Origin of the sequence: Trinickia terrae (assembly GCF_005144415.1) — a bacterium.
Taxonomy (GTDB): domain Bacteria; phylum Pseudomonadota; class Gammaproteobacteria; order Burkholderiales; family Burkholderiaceae; genus Trinickia_A; species Trinickia_A terrae.
Genome location: NZ_SWJE01000018.1, coordinates 16994 through 34050 on the forward strand (window position 1 = coordinate 16994; position 17057 = coordinate 34050).

Here is a 17057-nt window from a genome sequence, read left to right on the forward strand (position 1 = left end):
CCGCGTCATTTCGTCTTCTCCGCCCCCGGCAGCAACCCCAGGGCAGTCCACAGCTTCTCCCCGCCCGCTTCCTCCGACATCAACTCGCGCAGCAGCAGCGGCAGCGGCTTGCTGCCCCACTCCAGCGCCCGCTGAATCATGTAAGGCACCGGGCTATGCGGCTCGTAGCGCATCAAATAATCAGCGATGAGCGCCAATTGCCGGTACGCATCTTCACGGCTTTGCGGCGTGCCCGGCGTTCCCCCTGCCGCGCCCGCCTGCGCCGGCGCAGCCGCAACGGCCGCCCTCTCGCTATCTCCCGCGGGCACAACCTGCGGCGGCTCTGAATTCGGATGCATGGCAAGACACTCCATCAAGACAAGCCCTGCTTGACTCATCGTTTCGAGCAGCGGCGCAAAGCTCGGCGCTTCGGCGCCAAGGCGCGGCGTACACCACGCATCCAGCAACTCGATCAACAAACGCGCCGTCGACAGCGACTCATGCGCATGCCGCAGCCGCTCCGGCGCAGCCGCTCGCGCCGCCTCCTGCAGCACCGCCACCGTCTTCGCAGCCGCCTCTTTCTGCGCAGCCGGAGCGCTCTGCCGCGACGTCACGGCGAGCATCGCGCGCTGCGCGCCCTGCCATTGCGCCAGCGTGCCGCGCACGCCCTCGCGTCCGTCGAACAGTTCGATCCGCACCGACAGCAAATCCGCGTAAGCGGTAATGAGCCACGCTAGCGGCGCGGCCCGGAATCCCGCGTCGCCATCGCGCGGCAGCGGATGCACGCCGTCCCAGAAGCGTTCGCACAATCCGGCGATCAATTCGAAGCAGCGCGGCAGCGCAGCCAAGCCATGGTGCTGCAGCCAGGCCTCCCCGAGCCACGCGGCGATCGTCAGGTCCTTGCTGCGGTTCTTCAGGATGTCGACACAATGCGTCTCCACCGCCTGCCAGTCCGCGACTTTCAATTCCGTCTGCCAAACGCCGGAAGGCAGGCTCGGATCGTCGGCCCGGCGCGCATTTCGAATCGCGTCGTATACGGGATCGTGCAGCAGCGACGGCCCGCATGGCTCGTCGCCAGGCAATGGCTGCAACAGCGCGGCGAGTTCGAGTTCCGGCATCTTCATTCGCGGCCCGCCTGCGCCAGGCCGGCGGCCGATTGGTAGCTGAGCGCCGCCGTGCCCCGCGCGTCCGATCCGGGCGCGGCCGCCGGCAACTCAGGAATCGCCTGGGGCGCTTTCGCCGCGTTCACGAAGCCGATGCGCATATACATTCGCGCCGTCTGAATCGCGCCGTTGCGGTCGCGCACCGGCACCGTGAAAAGCAAGCGCCCCGGCAACCCCGCGCTCGCCGTGCCCGCATCGGCGGGCATCTGGTGCAGCCGCGCAATGCGCAGGAGCGCCCACGTATCGGCGGCGCTCCAGGTCGCAACGCTGTGCTCGCCCGCGAGCGTCGGCTGCGCGGCATCGAACATGGGCTGCCACGGCGCGTCCTTCGCCCAGCGCAGGCTGACCGCCACCGGCAGCCCCGGCTTCCAGCGCACGGGCGGCTCGCCCGAGGACGGATAGGTGAGCGTGTCGCCGCCGCTCGCGAGCTTCCATTCGATGACTTGATCGGCGCCTGCTTCGTCGGTGCGATCGACGCGCCATTCGACGCTGAGCTCCATGCCTTGCAGCGTACCGTCCGCGCCGCGCGCGAGCAGTGCATCGAGCCACGGCTTGGCGCCCGCCAGCTGCGCAACGAAGCGCGCTTCGTCCGGCCGCCCTCGCCCGCCCGCGGCGGCCGCGGCGAGTCCTCGCTGCGCATCGGCGAGATGGGCGTCCAGCATCGCGACGAACGCAGTGGTCTGGCGCACGTCGGCCGCCGGCGCGTTCGCGTCGGCAGCAAACGGGAAGCGTCCGGCCAGGTAGCGCGCGAAGAAGCTCCGGATCTGCTCGTAAGCCTCCATGCCGGCGCTCATCTGCAGCCTGAAGCATTGCTCGCGCGCCGACGACACCAGCCGGACGCCCGCGCTCGCCACGATGTCGCCGGTGGCCGGCACGTCGACTTGATCGAGCGTCGCGCGGCAGTTGTCGAGATCGAGCTTGTCGAGTTGCTCGGCGATCAGCGTGGGCACCGCGATCATCGCGCTCGCCGGACTCTTCGCCCGGTACTGCGCGAGGTCGGTCGACAATGCCTTCCACCGGCTCACGAGCCGCGCGTCGTCCGGCTCGAGCGGCGGCCGTTGCGCATTGAGCCAGTCGAGCGCGCCCGCGGCGCTGCCGGCGGCGTCGGCCACGGCCGCCGATTGCGCCGCGAGATAGGTTTGCAGCGCTTGCGGCGTGGCCGCGCCGAATGCGCGCAGCGCGCCGCCCGGGTTGCCGTTCCAGTCGGAGAAGTCGCCGCGTGCGGGGCGGAACGGCGCCAGCGTCTGCAACTGCGCATCGGCCGCGCGCAAGACGATCACGGCGGCATCGCTCACGCGCAGCGCGACGTTCGTCGCGAGATCGTCGCGGCCCAGCGAATCGAACGCGGCGATCAGGTCCAGCGCGCTCTTTCTCAGCGCGTCGAACTGCAGCGCGGCATCCGCGACCGATGCGCCATCGCGCTGAGCGGCCGGCGACGCCGGCGCCGACAGGGCATCCACCATGCTTTGCACCGCATCGTTTCCGGCCGCCGCGAGCAAGGCGCCGCGGTAGGCTTCGGGCGCCTGCGCGAGCGGCCCGGCCACATATTGGCGATAGGCCGGCAACACCGCCAGTGCGCGCTGCACGCCGGCCGCGTCGACGCTGCGGATGGCCGCATTCGCATTGCCCGTGCCGCCGGCGAACGGCTGCGCGAGCAGCGTACGCAGCGCTTCGCGCAGCGGCGGCAGGTCGGCGGCGAGCTGGAGCCCGTTGGCGGGCGTCGCGCTCAAGACGCCCGGCAAATTGCCGCTCACCAGCCAGCGCGCGGAAAATGCGTTCTGCGCGGCCGTTTCGTGCGCGAGCACGGTCTGCACGGGCGCATCGCCGATCAGGCGCAGACGCTGGGCCGTCTCGAACATCGTGTCGAGGCCCGGCACCAGCGTCTTGCCGTGCGCGCTCGCCCAGCTGTGATCGGCCGTGTCGATTTGCGCGGCCAAGGTGTCGATGCCGCTCGCGAGCGCTGTCAGCGAGGCATTCGCCGGCGTGGCGCCAGGCGAGCGCAACTGAGTCAGCGCTTCCTGAACCTGCGCCGCATTGGCGGTCAGCATCGAATCCGCGTAGACGCGATCGAACCAGGCATCGAACAATTGCTCGAAGCACAGGCTCGCACGCCGGCTCGCCGCCATGGCCAGGGTGTTGTTGAGCCGAATCGTGCCGCCGTCGATGGCGGTGTCGCGCACGGCCTCGTCGAGTGCCGCGCGGTCCGGGACGCGCTCGGGCGGGAGCTCGACGCCGACCGCTTCATGCATCAGCTGCGCCAGCATGGCGAGATTGCCGGAGCCCACCTCCACCAGTTCGTTGTAGCGGGCAATCAGGTGCTCGGTTTGCGCAGCGTCGGCGACCAGCCGTGTCCCGGCGAGGTACTCCGGCAAGTCCTGCGGCCGGACCGAAGCCTGCGCCGCGCTCGCCTGGGCGGTGTCGGCGCCGGGCATCGCGGGGGGCACGCACGACATGTCCGCGAGCCGCTGCGTGAGCCGGTCGCGCAGCGGCGCGAAGATGACGCTGCTCAGCATGTGTTGCTGAGCGTCGCCAAGTTCGCCTGCCAGCGTCAGGTAGGAAAGCGGCATGAACGGCGAAGTCACGTGCCAGCGCGGCACCTTCATCAGTTGCCCGGCCGCCGCGCCCAGCAGTTTCGCTGCGGCCGCATCGCCCTTGTCCGACTCCCGGTAGGTGGTCAGGGCGGGCGTGAGCTCCCCGTATGCACTCGCGAGCGCGCGCGCGTCGTTTCGCAGATGCCACCATGAGAATCCGATCCCCAGGCACCAGCACACCGCAAGCGCGGCTGCGAGGATCGTCGTCACGCGATGCCGCCGCATGCGCAGCGCGAGCACGCGCGGGATCGGCAAGGCGAGACCCTGGCCGCGCAGCACCACGTCGTGCCACAACCGCGCGGCGAACGCGGGCGCGCCCGTGCGCCAGCGCGGCGCGCCGTCCGTGTCCTCGCCGGGCGACTGCCCGGGCGCCGAGCCGACGCAGTGGATGCCGCGCCACAGCGGCGCGGTGCCGTCCGCGCCGCCGCGCAGCGCGGGATCGATGCGCTCGCGCAACGGCGTGCGCAGGGCGTCGAGGCGCTGCGGCAGCAGGAACAGTGCGTCGCCGACACCCCCGTTGAGCGTGCCGAGCTCGGCGATGGTTTCGCTCAAGCCGTTGCGCATCGAGGCAAACGCTTGCCCGATCCACGTTTCCTCGTAGGCACGCTTCGGTGGATAAGGAGAGACCCAGCCAAGCGGCACGCTGCCCGCGGCGCCTTGCAGGCCGGTCGCGAGCGCCTCGAAGCCCGCGATCGCATCGCAGCCGCTGATCACGACATAGAGCGGCAGCATCTGGCCGAATTGCCGTTGCAAGGCGATCAGCTTGCGCGACGATTCGAGCGCTACCGCCGACGTGTCGAGCGGCTCTCCATCCTCCGCGACGAGCGAGCCGGCGGCAATGACCCACAGGATCGCGTCGAGCGGACGGCCGGGGCGGTTGTGCAGCAGCGCGCGCAGCAGCCTGCGCCAGGCGCCGAGCTGCCGGTCGGCGGGCAGCTTCGACAGCATGTCGTTCGGTTCGGCGATCAGCAGCCCTTCCGCGTCGTGCCACACGCGCCCGTACCAGCCTGGCTCGCCCGCCGGCGTCAGCCGCCAGCTCTGGCATAGCGCATCCAGCGCGGCCGGCTCGCCGGTCGCGAGAACGCGCGGAATCGAATAGGGATTGGGCGCGCCCAGCGCGGCATGCGCCGCGCGCACGGAGGCACGGAAACTGCGCAACGGCTTACCCTCTTCTCGCCTGCGCCACCATTGCACGGCGGCGAACACGGCGAGCGCCAGCAGGATCAGCGCGATCAGCACGAGCAGGATCACGACGAGCGTCATGGCCGCCCTCCTTCGGACAGCGCCACCGTGCGCGGGGCGAGGTCCGCCACAGTGGCGGTCTTTTGTGGCGGCGCATCATGATCGCGTGACGGCTGAGGCGCCTCGCCGCTACCCGGCGCGGCGGGAAACGGCGCGGCGACGCCCGATGCCGCCGCTCCGCCCGGCGGCGGCGACGCTTCGAGCAGGGAGACCGCCCGGAACTGCACCTCGGCAGGCCGGATCTGCGCCGCCGTCATGGACCAGATCAGGTGCGAAATGCCTAGCAGCACGCATACGCCGACGCCGAGGAGCAGCGCCAGGCGCGTGTGGTCCGGAAACATCTGGGTGAGCTCCGCCGCGCGGCCTTGCCCGATGGCCACACGTTCGAGCGGCGCGGCAAGCCGTGCGGGCTCGGGGTCGCGCTGCATCGCGAACGCAAAGAGCGCATGACGCAGCTGGTCGTGCCGCAGCGCGCCCGCCTCGCCGCGCAGACGGCCTTTGAAGCCGAGCATCAGGCACGCGAGATAGACGTTCGCCAGATCGCGCTGCGACGGGTCGCGCTGCGCGAGCAGCGACTCGACGGCGTCGGGCAGCCGCTCGCCCCCCGCGTGCGTGCCGAATACGCGCATTTCCAGCGGCAGCGCTTCCCACGCGGTGCGGCCCGGCCACTCGGAGAACAGCAGCAGTTCGTCGAGCAGCACGACGAACGCGTACTGCGCGGCGGTAATGTCCGCCTCGCCCGCGGCACCCGTCCACGCCATCGAATCCCGTGCGAGCCGGCGCGCCGCCACCGAACATTGCGCGGCGAGCTCGTCGGCCTGCGCCGCCGGCTCGAGCGGATCGTCCAGGCGGCGCTCGAGCGCGGCGCGCGCCGTCATCGCATGCTCGATCGCCGCGGCGAACGCGCGCGCCAAAGGCCCGCGTTCATCGTCGAAGCCGTCGTCGTAATCACTCATGGCTGCCACGCCGCGCGCCCGCGACGCCTTCGGCGGCCTCGTCGGCCTGCATGAAAAGTTGCACCGCCCACGGCGCGACGCTCCGGACGCCAGCGCGCACGTCGAGGTGGAGCGGCTCCGTGCGATCGAACCAGGCGTCATCGAGCGTGATCGCAAACATCGCGGTATCCTCGCCCGCGCTGTAGCGGGCGCGCTCGTCGCGGGCCAGCGGGCGGTGCGCGAGGCCTCGCATGCGCTGCCGGGCGAGTGTCGGCACATGGGGGCGCGAAGCGATCACGGCTTGCTTCAGCCACGCGCCGGCGTCGTGCTCGCCCGCGTCGGCCGGCATGCGCAGGCCGATCACCAGCTCCCGTTGCGCCGCGCCGGCGTCGAACGGCTGCGCGATCCAGAAGCTGCCCGCTTCCATCGTGAACTGGCGCACGCGATACCCCTGGCGGATCGTTGCCAGCGCCTCATCGATCCACTCCAGCAGCGGGTCGAACGAGGCGAGCAGTTCCATATAGACGAACGGCTTGAACCTGGGCACGCCGCTCTCCGGACGCAGGCTGGCAAGCGCCCCCGCCATGCCGGTGAGAATGCAGTACAGCTCGAGCGGGTGGATCGAACCCGACTGCAGCGCCGCCTCGGCTTCGGGCAAGCGCAGCCACAGCGCTGCGAGCTGGCGTTCGACTTGCGCGACATCGTCGAGCTCGCCGGCACGCCGCGCTGCGTCGAGCCGGCCCGCCAGGAACATGCACTTCTCTCTCGCGCGATCGGCGATGCCCGTCACGCGCAGGCCGAGCAGCGAACCGGGACTGACGAACGGACAGGGCGCGGCATACTCTGTCAGCGTCAGGCAACCGCCTTGCTGCCGCAGGCGCATCAACGGCAGGCGGTTGTATTCCTGATTGCCGAGATCGGTCATCAAATGCAGCCTCGGCCGCCATGTCGTCACCGAGGCCGGGGTCGGCATCAAAGCCGGATCCGCACCGGCCGCCAGGTCGGGAACGTCCACGCTTTGGTGCTGCCGGTAGCGCGAGCCGCGCTGGTCCAGCTGGCCGCCGCGGTAGAGCGGCGGCACGGCCAGATAGACGGTGACCGCCTCCTCCGGCGACGTGAACGCCTTGCTCACGTCGATCTTCAGCTCCAGCACGGGATCGTCGGCGGTATGGCGGATCGGCAGGCCGTCGGACAGGATCGCGTCGAGCGCGGTGATGCGCACGAGCCCTTGCGCGAGCCCGGCTTCTTCCTGCTCGAGCGCGAGCACGCCCCAGTACTGCGGCCGCGCCGCCCCGGCGAGCAGCGCCGCATGGCCCGCCGCGTGCAGCGCCTGAGTCTGGAAATGCTGGGGCAGCAGCGGCATGCCTTCGAACCAGCAGATCGGATCGGGAAACAGAGTGCGCATCAAGTCAGCACCCGCCGCGCGTCGATGTTCATGGCTTGCCTTTAGCGTGAGATCAGTTGAAGGTCCTGGGCGCCGAGCTGGAGCCTCGCCTTGGCGGGGCCGCCGTCGAGGCGCACGCGATGCGCCCCGGGCGTCTGGTAATCGGCGAACACCAGCACGCCGGCTGCGCGCTGCCCTTTGAACGCGAAGTCCGGATCGGTGAGCTGCTGGCCGGGCACGAGCTCGTACGACAGCACCATGAGGTCGCCCGGATAGTCGCGCCGCAGCTGGTCGCGCTGGGCGAACCATTTCGCGGACGGCAGGCCGAGCAGCGTGTCGAACAGTTGCGGATTGCGTACCAGGACGGCGTCGACGGCAATCGGCGTATCGAGATTGGCTTGCGCCGCGACGTTGATCGCAAGCGAATCGATCTTGACGCGCGGCAGCGATGCGGAGCAGCCTGCCATGCACAGCACGCTCAGGAGCAATGCCGCCATCCAACCCGGCAACCGGCAGCCGGCAAGTCGCAACGCGCTGGTCACTTCGCTCCCCCTATCGCTCGATGTTCGTTTTCGTTCATTGTTACCGGCAAGCGCCGGCGTCGTGCTTCGATAGCGTCAGGCAATGTCCGCGTCATGCATTGAGTCATGCGTCGCGTACGCCGCGGAAACTGCAATTTCCGCACCCAATCGGCATGACGGCCTTTTTTCGACCCACCGCGTAAGGATTACGAAATGTTTAAAGCGGATCCCCAATGGTCAAATAAATTTAGTTTGAAATTCGCTGACGACTATCGTAGAGTAATTTTGTCTTATCTTTAAGTGGTCGAGTGAATTTTTCTGGGTCATCGAATTCATTTGGCTGCAACAGCCATATGCATAGGCATCCGGGCTAAGTCAATTGGGGGCGTCGCCAAGTGCGGATTGCATCCGTAATCTTTTGCTGCACTTGAGCGTGACACGACATTGAATATTTCGGTTTCCTTTCATTCTGCCGAATGATTGCATGCGTGACGGCCGCGCACGTCCATCGGGGCGATGCCACCATCAGGCAAGAAGCAAAAAAGCGTCATAAAAGTGACAAAAAAGCGATAGGCCCTATTCATTCAACGCATTAAAAAAAGAAACTTGCTGAGGTGACCATGGCAGACAGTACACAGCATTGGTTCGAAAGGAACCGCCCCCCGCGCGTGCAGATCACGTACGACGTCGAAACCGGCAATGCCATCGAGAAAAGGGAATTGCCGCTCGTCGTGGGCATTCTTGCCGATTTGTCCGGCAACCCGGAACAGCCGCTGCCCAAGATGACGGAGCGCCGCTTTGTCGACATCGATCGCGACAACTTCAACGACGTCATGGAGTCGATCGCGCCGCGCGTCACGCTGCAAGTCGACAACACGCTGGCAACGGACGGCAGCAAGCTCAATCTCGAGCTGAAATTCAAGCACATCGACGACTTCGATCCGGTGGAGATCGTCAAGCAGATCGGGCCGCTCAAGCAGCTCTATGAAGCGCGGCTGCGCCTGCGCGACCTGCTGACGAAGCTCGACGGCAACGACGAGCTCGACAAGCTGCTGCAGGACGTCGTGCACAACACGCAAGGCCTCGCTGAGATCAAGGCCGCGCATCCGAAGGATGGCGCCGCCGCGGCGACGCCCTCGTCCGGCACGCCGGATGCGCCCGCGGGCGATGCACCCGCGAACTGATACCACGCCGCTAATTCTTTGCATGGGGCGGAGTAGGTGCTCTGCATGGAGCTTGGAGCAAGCGCTAAAGCGCTAACTCCCTCCGGCACGCTGAAGCGCCAACTCTGGCCCACCGGAGACGCTCATGTCCGACATTCAAGCCGCGGCTGCGCCCGCACAAAAAGAAACGCTTAGCCTGCTCGATCGCATCGTCCAGGAAGGCCGCATGGCCCACAACGAGGAGCAGGAAAAAACCGCGCGCGAACTGCTCGCCGAGTTCGCGCAGCAATTGCTCGACGAGAACGAGAAGATGAAGATGAAGATCAGCCGCGACACCGTCGCGATGATCAACGATCACATCAAGAAGATCGACGAGCTGATCAGCCAGCAGCTGAACAAGGTGCTGCACCACCCCGACATGCAGGCGCTCGAGTCGTCGTGGCGCGGGCTGCACTACCTGGTGAAGAACAGCGAGACGAGCACGCGGCTCAAGCTGCGCCTGCTCAACGCCTCGAAGAAAGACTTGCAGAACGACCTCGAAAAGGCGATCGACGTCGACACGAGCGCGCTCTTCAAGAAGATCTACGAAGAGGAATACGGCACGTTCGGCGGCCATCCGTTCAGCGTGCTGGTCGGCGACTACTACTTCTCTCGCCAGACACCCGACATCAGCCTGCTCGAGAAGCTCGCATCGGTCGCCGCGGCCGCGCATGCGCCGTTCATTTCGGCCGCGCATCCGCAACTGTTCGACATGGGCAGCTTCACCGAGCTGGGCGTGCCGCGCGATCTGTCGAAGGTGTTCGAGTCGATCGACATGCATCGCTGGCGCGAATTCAGAAAGAGCGAAGACTCGCGCTACGTCGCACTGGTGCTGCCTCACGTGCTGATGCGCCGCCCCTACCATCCCGACAGCAACCCGGTGGACGGCATGCACTTCACCGAAGACGTCGATGGCACCGATCACTCGAAATACCTGTGGGGCAATGCGGCCTACGCGCTCGGCCAGCGCATCACGAACGCATTCGCGCAGTTCAGCTGGTGCGCGGCGATCCGCGGCGTGGAAGGCGGCGGCGCGGTGGAGAAGCTGCCCGACCACATCTTCCAGACCGCCTCGGGCGACAAGGCGATGAAGTGCCCGACCGAGGTGTCGATCACCGACCGGCGCGAAAAAGAGCTCGATTCGCTCGGCTTCATCGCGCTGTGCCACAAGAAGAGCGAAGGAATGGCCGTGTTCTTCGGCGGGCAGACCGCCAACAAGCCGACGGCCTACAACACGAACGAGGCCACGGCCAACGCGCGCATCTCGGCGATGCTGCCCTACGTGCTCGCCGCGTCGCGCTTCGCTCACTACATCAAGGTGATCATGCGCGACAAGGTGGGCAGCTTCATGACGCGCGACAACGTGCGCGCCTACCTGAACACCTGGATCGCGGACTACGTGCTGCTCAACGACAACGCCCCGCAGGAGATCAAGGCGCAGTATCCGCTGCGCGAGGCGCGCATCGACGTGACCGAGGTCGCCGGCAAGCCGGGCGCGTACCGGGCGACGGTGTTCCTCAGGCCGCACTTTCAGCTCGAGGAGCTCACGGCGTCGATCCGCCTCGTGGCGGCGCTGCCGCCTCCGGCCGCCGCTTGATTCCCCGCCTCGCGGCATTGCACATCCAATCCACGCGGCGCGGCCGGCACGGCACGCGCCGCTTCCCCATACATGCTTGAGGAGCGCTGATTCATGGATTCGATCATTCTCGATCTCGGTGACGACATCAAGGGCGAATGCACGCTCGAAGGCTATACCGACAAGATCGAACTGATGTCGTATAGCCACAACGTGGCCATGCAGGTCACCAACGACGTCAGCAACTCGGAGCGCACGTCGGGCAAGCCGCATATCGGCGAGATGACCGTCACGAAGTTCATCGATATCGCCACGCCCACGCTCAACGAATACTGCTGCGGCGGCAAGGCGATCGCGACCGCGACGGTGATCGTCGGCCGCAACGCCGCGGAAAGCGACGGCAAGATCATGCCGTTCATCACCTACACGCTCAGCAACGTCGTCCTGAGCAACGTGAGCGTGTCGGGCGGTTCGGGCGGCAAGCCGGTCGAGACGCTGTCGCTGAACTTCACGAAGATCAAGTGGGAGATCACGGCGCAGAAGGACGACGGCTCGAAGGAAGGCACGGCCGCGTCCACCTGGGATCTCGCCGCGAACAAGCTCGTCAAGTAACGCGTGCGTCCCATGCCGTCGGCGCTCTCTCCCGTTGCGCGGTCTCCGCTCTTCGAGCGGCTCGAGGACGAGGCGCCCTTCTCGGCCGACGAGCCGTCGGCGCGGCGCATGCTTACGCCTGGCGAGCTGCGCGATTCGGTGCGAGCCGAGCTCATGCGGCTCCTCAACACGCGGCGCGGGACAACGCCGGCGCGGCGGCCACTCGACGTGCTGCTCTACGGGCTGCCCGACTGGAGCGCGAGCCACGCCGCGCGCGCCGGCGACCGCGCGACGCTCGAGCGCGACATCGTCGAGGCCGTGACGGCGTTCGAGCCGCGCCTCGCGCAGCCGCGCGCGCACATCGAGCCGGACCCGGACGTGCCGTGGCGGCTGCGGCTGCGCATCACGGGCCTGCTCGTTGCCGCGGACGGCCGCTGGCCGGTTTCCTACGTTGCGCAACTGGCCGACGGACAGCCGGTCGGAGTCGTGAATGAACGCATCGCTTGACGACCTGCTGCTCGATTACTATCAGCGCGAATTGACCTACCTGCGCCGCGCGAGCGAGAGCTTCGCGCAGCGCTATCCGAAGATCGCCCGCCGGCTCGAGCTCGGTCACGGCGAAAGCGCCGATCCGCATGTCGAACGTCTTCTGGAGAGTTTCGCGCTGTTGACGGCCCGCATTCAGCGCACGCTCGACGACGAGTATTCCGAGCTGACCGACGGACTGCTCGAACAGTTCTATCCCTATGCGTCGCGGCCCATCCCGTCGATGACGATCGCGCAGTTCGAGGCGGATCCGACCCAAGGCAGCGTGGCTGCGGGCTACACGGTGCCGCGCAACATGCCGCTCCTGCACGTCACGCCCGAGGGCGCCACGGTGCGCTGGCGCACCTCGGCCGACGTCACGCTCTGGCCGATCGAACTCGAGGCGACGCAGCTGCTGAATGCCGAAGAGGCCCAGGCCGTGACGGCGAATGGGAGTCTGCAGGCGGCACTGCGCCTGTCGCTGCGCTGCACCGGCTTGCATACGTTCGGCGCGCTGCCGATCGAGCGCTTGCGGCTGCGCCTGGCGGGCTCGCCGGCCACGGCAGCGACGCTCTACGACCTGCTGGGCGCGCATGCCGCAGCGCTCTACGTGCAGGCGCCCGACTCGCCCCCGCAACCGCTGCCCGGCAAGCCCGAGCCGGTCGGCTTCGACGAATCCGAAGCGCTGCTGCCGCTCGAAGACGGCGTGCACCCGGCCTGCCGGCTGCTCGTCGAATACTTCGCCTTTCCCGAGAAATTTGCCTTCTTCGATCTGCCGTTCAAGCCGCCCGAGGCCGCCGGCGACCGGCTCGACCTGCTGATCGGCCTCACGGCCGCGCCGGGCGGGCGGCTCACGCTGCACGCGCACGACTTCGCGCTCGGCTGCACGCCGGCGCTGAATCTCTTCGAGCGCACGTCGGAGCCGCTGCGCCCCGACGGCACGCAGCGCGAGATGCGCGTGAGCCCGGATGCGCACCGCGAAGCGAGCACCGAGATCTACGCGGTGCGCCGCGTGCGCGCCGTCAACGGCCCCGATGTCGCCGAGGTGCCGCCCTACTACGGCGTCCAGCACGGCCTCGGCTCGACGCTGTACTGGCACGCGCGGCGCGTCTTAGGCCTGCACCCGTCGCGTCCCGGCAGCGACATGATGCTGACGTTCGTCGATACCTGCTTCGATCCTTCGAGCCGCCCGCCCGCGCGCACGCTGACGGCCGAGCTGCTGTGCACGAACCGGCACCTCGCGCACACGCTCGAACCCGGCGCCGCGCTGTCGTTCGAGCAGCCGGGGCCGGTCGCGAGCGTGCGCATCGCGCACCGTCCGACGCGGCAGATCCCGGCCGTCCTGGACGGCAGCTCGCGCTGGCGCCTCGCCTCGCAGTTCGTCCTGAATCACGCGCCGCTCGTCTCCGGGCCGAACGCGCTGCCGACCCTGCGCGAAATGCTGGAGCTGCACAATCTCACGGCCAATCCCGCCGCGCAGCGGCAGATCGCCGGACTCGCGAGCGTGAGGAGCGAGCCGGTGGTCGCCCATGTCGGCGACGATTTGTGGCGCGGCTGGTGCAACGGTCTCAAGGTGTGCGTCGAGCTCGACACGTCGCACTTCGTCGGCGCGAGTCCCTTGATGTTTTCCGGCGTGCTCGCGCACTTCTTCTCGCTCTACGCGAGCGCCAACCGTTTCGTGCACACCGCGCTCACGCGCGACGGCAAGGAGATTCACGCATGGCGGCCGACGCAGGGCAGCCCGCTCGTTCTGTAGCGCAGCGCCTCTTTGACGAACCGCATGCGTTCGAATTCGCGCAGGCCGTGCGCCTGCTCGAACTGCTGCGGCCGGAAGCCGTGCCGCTCGGCACCGGCCTGGACCCGCGCGCCGAAGCACTCGGCCTGATGGGGGCGCTCGCGCCCGTGTTCGCGCCGAGCGCACTCGGCGCCGTGCGGCAGGCGCCGCTGCGCTCGCTCGCCGCGCCCGCCGGCGACGGGCGGCAGCAGCCGCAGCTCGAAGTCAACGCCTTCGGTCTCGGCGGGCCGGACGGGCCGCTGCCCGACACCTACCTCGAATGGCTGCAGGACCGCGTGCGCCGCAAAGACACGTCCGCGATCGCTTTCCTGAACCTGTTCCAACACCGGCTGCTCGCGCTGCTCTATCGCGCCCAGCGCAAGTATCGCGTCGCCGATCCCTATCTCGCGCCCGATCGAAGTCCCGCCCAGACGGTCCTGCGCGGCCTCGCCGGCCTGCAGCTGTCGGCTCGCCGGACGACGGCGCTCCCGGCGGGCATCGAGGCGCATGCCGTAGTCGCGCGCGCGGGGCTGTTCGCGAACAGCCGGCGCTCGCTGGCGGGCTTCGACGTGATCGCGCACCACCATTTCGGCGTGAAGATCCGCTCTTCGCCGTTCGCGGGCGGCTGGCGCGATCTTCCCGAGGCGAGCCGGACGAGCATCGGCCGCCGCGGCAGCAATCACCTGCTGGGCGCGGGCGCCGTGGCCGGCAGGCGGATCTGGGACCAGCACCGCGGGATCCGGCTCATCATCGGCCCGCTGGAGCGGCTGGCCGACTACCAATCCTTCCTGCCCGGCGGCCGGCGCCATGCCGAGTTGCGCGGCCTCACGGCCGCCTATTTCGGCGACGATCTCTACTATCACGTCGAGCTGCATCTGAAGGCCGGCGAGCAGCCACCCGCCGGCCTCTCGAAAGCCGAGCCGCCGCGGCTCGGCTGGACGGCCTGGAGCGGCGCGGGGGCGACGCCCCCTGCCCGCGTCGCCCGCATGACGCTGCGCGGCGCCAGCGGGGCCGTGTAATGGCGATCGACCTGAAGACGCTGGTCGGCAAACTCGAGCGGCCGGCGCGCAGCGCGCTCGAGCAGGCCGCGCAACGGTGTCTGCGGCACACGCACTTCGACGTGGAGCTCGAGCATTTCCTGCTCGAGCTGCTCGACATCGAAGGCGGCGACCTGGCCTGCGTGCTCCCGCATTTCAGCCTCGAACGCGACGCGCTCATCGCCGAGATCAACGCCGCCCTCGAGCACTTCAAGCGCGGCAACACGCGCATGCCGACGTTCTCCGCGAACCTCGTGCTGCTGCTGCAGGACGCGCTCGTGCTGTCGACCGTCGTGTTGCAGGAGCCGCTCGTCGGCTCCGGGACGCTGCTGCTCGCGCTGCTCGACAACGACGCCCTGTGCGCGCAGCTCTCCGCAAGCGTGCCGTCGATCTTGCGCGTGTCGAGCGCCGCGCTGCGCATGAACCGCGAGGCGTGGCTCGCGCTCTCGTCCGAGCGCGGCCCCGCGGCCGCGCAAGCGCGGCAGAGCCGCACGGACGCCGCCGCGAGCGCGCCGTCCATGCTCGACCAATACACGCTGGACCTGACCGCCGAAGCGCACGCGGGACGTATCGATCCGATCGTCGGCCGCAACGCGGAGATCCGCCAGACCGTCGACATCCTGCTGCGGCGGCGCCAGAACAATCCGATCCTGGTCGGCGCGCCGGGCGTGGGCAAGACCGCCGTGGTCGAAGGGCTCGCGCTGCGCATCGCCGCGGGCGACGTGCCGCCGCCGCTCGCGAACGTCACGCTGCGCGTGCTCGACCTCGCGCTGCTGCAGGCGGGCGCCAGCGTCAAAGGCGAATTCGAGCAGCGGCTCAAGGGGATCATCGACGAGGTCAAGCAGGTCGCGCAGCCGGTCATCCTGTTCATCGACGAAGCGCACACGATGATCGGGGCCGGCGGAGCGGAAGGCCGGGGCGACGTCGCGAACCTGCTCAAGCCCGCGCTCGCGCGCGGCGAGCTGCGCACGATCGCCGCGACCACCTGGCTCGAATACAAGAAGTACTTCGAAAAAGATCCGGCTCTGGCGCGGCGCTTTCAGCTCGTGCAGATCGAGGAACCCGACGAGGCGACCGCGGTGGCGATGCTGCGCGGCGTCGCCGCCAAGCTCGAGCAGCACCACGGCGTGGCCGTGCTCGAAGCCGCGATCGTTGACGCCGTGAAGCTGTCGCACCGCTACATCTCCGGGCGGCAGCTCCCGGACAAGGCGATCGCCGTGCTCGACACGGCCTGCGCGCGCGTCGCGCTCGCTCAGCACGACACGCCGCCGCAGCTCGAAGCGGCGCGGCATCGCGAACGCGCACTGCACGACGAGCTCGCGCGCCTGCGGCAGGAAATGGTGATGGGCGCGAACCACGGGGCGCGGCTCGCCGCGCTCGATGCGGAGCACCAGCGCAACGCGGCGCTCGTGCGCGAGCTCGATGCGCGCTGGCAGGCCGAGGCGGCGGCGGTCCGCGAGATTCTCGAAACGCGCGCGCGGCTCGCGTCGCTCGATCTCGCGTTGCGCACCGCGCCCGACAGCGCGCAAAGCGAGCAGCTCGAGGACCTCTCGGCCAAGCTGGCGCGGCTCGAAAGCGGGCTCGAGGCGATCCGCGAGGATGACGCGATGGTGCCCGTCTGCGTCGACTCGAAGGCCGTCGCCGCTGTGATCGCGAGCTGGACCGGCATTCCCGTCGGCAAGATGCTGGCCGACGAGATGCATGCGGTGCGCACGCTCAAGGAGCGGCTCGCGCAGCGCATCGTCGGCCAGGACGCAGCACTCGAGCGGATCGCCAAGCGGATCCAGGCCTATCGCGCGGGCCTGACCGATCCGCTGAAACCGGTCGGCGTGTTCCTGCTCGTCGGCCCGACCGGGGTCGGCAAGACCGAGACAGCCTACGCGCTCGCCGACGCACTCTACGGCGGGGAGCGCAATCTCATCTCGATCAACCTCTCCGAGTATCAGGAAGCGCATACGGTCTCGCAGCTCAAGGGGGCCCCGCCCGGCTATGTCGGCTTCGGCGCCGGCGGCATGCTGACCGAGGCGGTGCGCCGCCACCCCTATAGCGTCGTGCTGCTCGATGAAATCGAAAAAGCCCATCCCGACGTGCTCGAAGCGTTCTACAACGTGTTCGACAAAGGCGTGATGGAAGACGGCACGGGCCTCACCGTGGATTTCCGCAACACTGTGATTCTCGCGACCAGCAACGTCGGCGCGGAGCTGCTGCTGCACGTGCCGACCGGGACGCTCGCGACGGAGGCGTTCGCGCTGCGGCTGCGCGAAGCCTTGCTCAAGGCGTTCCGCCCCGCCTTCCTCGCCCGCATGACCGCCGTGCCCTACCGGCCGCTCGACGACGCCGTGCTGCGCGCGATCATCGAGAAAAAGCTCGAGCAGCTCAGGACGCGCTATCACGAATCGACTGGCAAGCAGTTCGCGTTCGACGCGCGCATCGTCGATGCTGTGCTCGCGCGCTGCCGCGCGGCGGGCGCGCGCGAGATCGACAACGTGATGATGAACGAGCTGGTCGGCACGCTCGCGCAGTGGGCGCTCGAATGA

General features: G+C 68.5%; 12 protein-coding genes. 7 read left to right on the forward strand and 5 right to left on the reverse strand.

Annotated features, from left to right (window positions below):
* Window positions 1–5 precede the first annotated feature (5 nt).
* From tssA to FAZ69_RS33445, 5 genes are read right to left on the reverse strand one after another with little or no spacing between them, the layout of a single operon-like run.
* Window positions 6–1103 carry a type VI secretion system protein TssA gene (tssA, locus tag FAZ69_RS27775; protein WP_136898304.1) on the reverse strand — a complete coding sequence of 366 codons (1098 nt, stop codon included), beginning with the start codon at window positions 1101–1103 and terminating at the stop codon, window positions 6–8.
* On the reverse strand, window positions 1100–4996 hold the full coding sequence (locus FAZ69_RS27780; protein ID WP_136898305.1) for a type VI secretion system protein: 3897 nt from the start codon (window positions 4994–4996) through the stop codon (window positions 1100–1102). The genes tssA and FAZ69_RS27780 overlap by 4 nt, the downstream gene beginning before the upstream one ends.
* Window positions 4993–5931 carry a DotU family type IV/VI secretion system protein gene (locus FAZ69_RS27785; RefSeq protein ID WP_169708781.1) on the reverse strand — a complete coding sequence of 313 codons (939 nt, stop codon included), beginning with the start codon at window positions 5929–5931 and terminating at the stop codon, window positions 4993–4995. Before FAZ69_RS27785 ends, FAZ69_RS27780 begins: the two co-directional genes overlap by 4 nt.
* Window positions 5924–7315 carry a type VI secretion system baseplate subunit TssK gene (gene tssK / locus FAZ69_RS27790; protein WP_169708782.1) on the reverse strand — a complete coding sequence of 464 codons (1392 nt, stop codon included), beginning with the start codon at window positions 7313–7315 and terminating at the stop codon, window positions 5924–5926. Before tssK ends, FAZ69_RS27785 begins: the two co-directional genes overlap by 8 nt.
* Before the next feature lie 41 nt (window positions 7316–7356).
* Entirely contained in the window at window positions 7357–7791 is a 435-nt protein-coding gene (locus tag FAZ69_RS33445; protein ID WP_169708783.1) for a type VI secretion protein, read from the reverse strand.
* A gap of 644 nt (window positions 7792–8435) precedes the next feature.
* On the opposite strand from FAZ69_RS33445, the gene tssB reads away from it, so the two are divergent.
* The 7 genes from tssB (at window position 8436) to tssH (ending at window position 17057) form a co-directional block, all read left to right on the forward strand.
* Window positions 8436–8999: a type VI secretion system contractile sheath small subunit gene (gene tssB, locus FAZ69_RS27795; RefSeq protein WP_136898308.1), complete on the forward strand. Its 564-nt coding sequence runs from the start codon at window positions 8436–8438 to the stop codon at window positions 8997–8999.
* A gap of 124 nt (window positions 9000–9123) precedes the next feature.
* The gene (tssC, locus tag FAZ69_RS27800; protein ID WP_136898309.1) at window positions 9124–10614 is read left to right on the forward strand and encodes a type VI secretion system contractile sheath large subunit; all 1491 of its coding nucleotides are present in this window, start codon (window positions 9124–9126) and stop codon (window positions 10612–10614) included.
* 93 nt (window positions 10615–10707) lie between these two features.
* On the forward strand, window positions 10708–11205 hold the full coding sequence (locus FAZ69_RS27805) for an Hcp family type VI secretion system effector (protein ID WP_136898310.1): 498 nt from the start codon (window positions 10708–10710) through the stop codon (window positions 11203–11205).
* A gap of 12 nt (window positions 11206–11217) precedes the next feature.
* Entirely contained in the window at window positions 11218–11691 is a 474-nt protein-coding gene (gene tssE, locus FAZ69_RS27810) for a type VI secretion system baseplate subunit TssE (RefSeq protein WP_136898311.1), read from the forward strand.
* Window positions 11675–13465, forward strand: a complete 1791-nt coding sequence (tssF, locus tag FAZ69_RS27815) for a type VI secretion system baseplate subunit TssF (protein WP_136898312.1) — start codon at window positions 11675–11677, stop codon at window positions 13463–13465. Before tssE ends, tssF begins: the two co-directional genes overlap by 17 nt.
* Window positions 13429–14502: a type VI secretion system baseplate subunit TssG gene (gene tssG, locus FAZ69_RS27820; protein ID WP_136898313.1), complete on the forward strand. Its 1074-nt coding sequence runs from the start codon at window positions 13429–13431 to the stop codon at window positions 14500–14502. The genes tssF and tssG overlap by 37 nt, the downstream gene beginning before the upstream one ends.
* Entirely contained in the window at window positions 14502–17057 is a 2556-nt protein-coding gene (gene tssH, locus FAZ69_RS27825) for a type VI secretion system ATPase TssH (RefSeq protein ID WP_206171243.1), read from the forward strand. The genes tssG and tssH overlap by 1 nt, the downstream gene beginning before the upstream one ends.

Coding starts and splice junctions, on each gene's coding strand:
- tssH (WP_206171243.1), top strand. CDS start 14,502: ATGGCGATCGACCTGAAGACGCTGGTCGGCAAACTCGAGCGGCCGGCG.
- FAZ69_RS27805 (WP_136898310.1), top strand. CDS start 10,708: ATGGATTCGATCATTCTCGATCTCGGTGACGACATCAAGGGCGAATGC.
- tssG (WP_136898313.1), top strand. CDS start 13,429: ATGGCGGCCGACGCAGGGCAGCCCGCTCGTTCTGTAGCGCAGCGCCTC.
- tssC (WP_136898309.1), top strand. CDS start 9,124: ATGTCCGACATTCAAGCCGCGGCTGCGCCCGCACAAAAAGAAACGCTT.
- tssB (WP_136898308.1), top strand. CDS start 8,436: ATGGCAGACAGTACACAGCATTGGTTCGAAAGGAACCGCCCCCCGCGC.
- FAZ69_RS27780 (WP_136898305.1), bottom strand. CDS start 4,996: ATGACGCTCGTCGTGATCCTGCTCGTGCTGATCGCGCTGATCCTGCTG.
- tssA (WP_136898304.1), bottom strand. CDS start 1,103: ATGAAGATGCCGGAACTCGAACTCGCCGCGCTGTTGCAGCCATTGCCT.
- tssE (WP_136898311.1), top strand. CDS start 11,218: ATGCCGTCGGCGCTCTCTCCCGTTGCGCGGTCTCCGCTCTTCGAGCGG.
- FAZ69_RS33445 (WP_169708783.1), bottom strand. CDS start 7,791: ATGGCGGCATTGCTCCTGAGCGTGCTGTGCATGGCAGGCTGCTCCGCA.
- FAZ69_RS27785 (WP_169708781.1), bottom strand. CDS start 5,931: ATGAGTGATTACGACGACGGCTTCGACGATGAACGCGGGCCTTTGGCG.
- tssF (WP_136898312.1), top strand. CDS start 11,675: ATGAACGCATCGCTTGACGACCTGCTGCTCGATTACTATCAGCGCGAA.
- tssK (WP_169708782.1), bottom strand. CDS start 7,315: ATGCGCACTCTGTTTCCCGATCCGATCTGCTGGTTCGAAGGCATGCCG.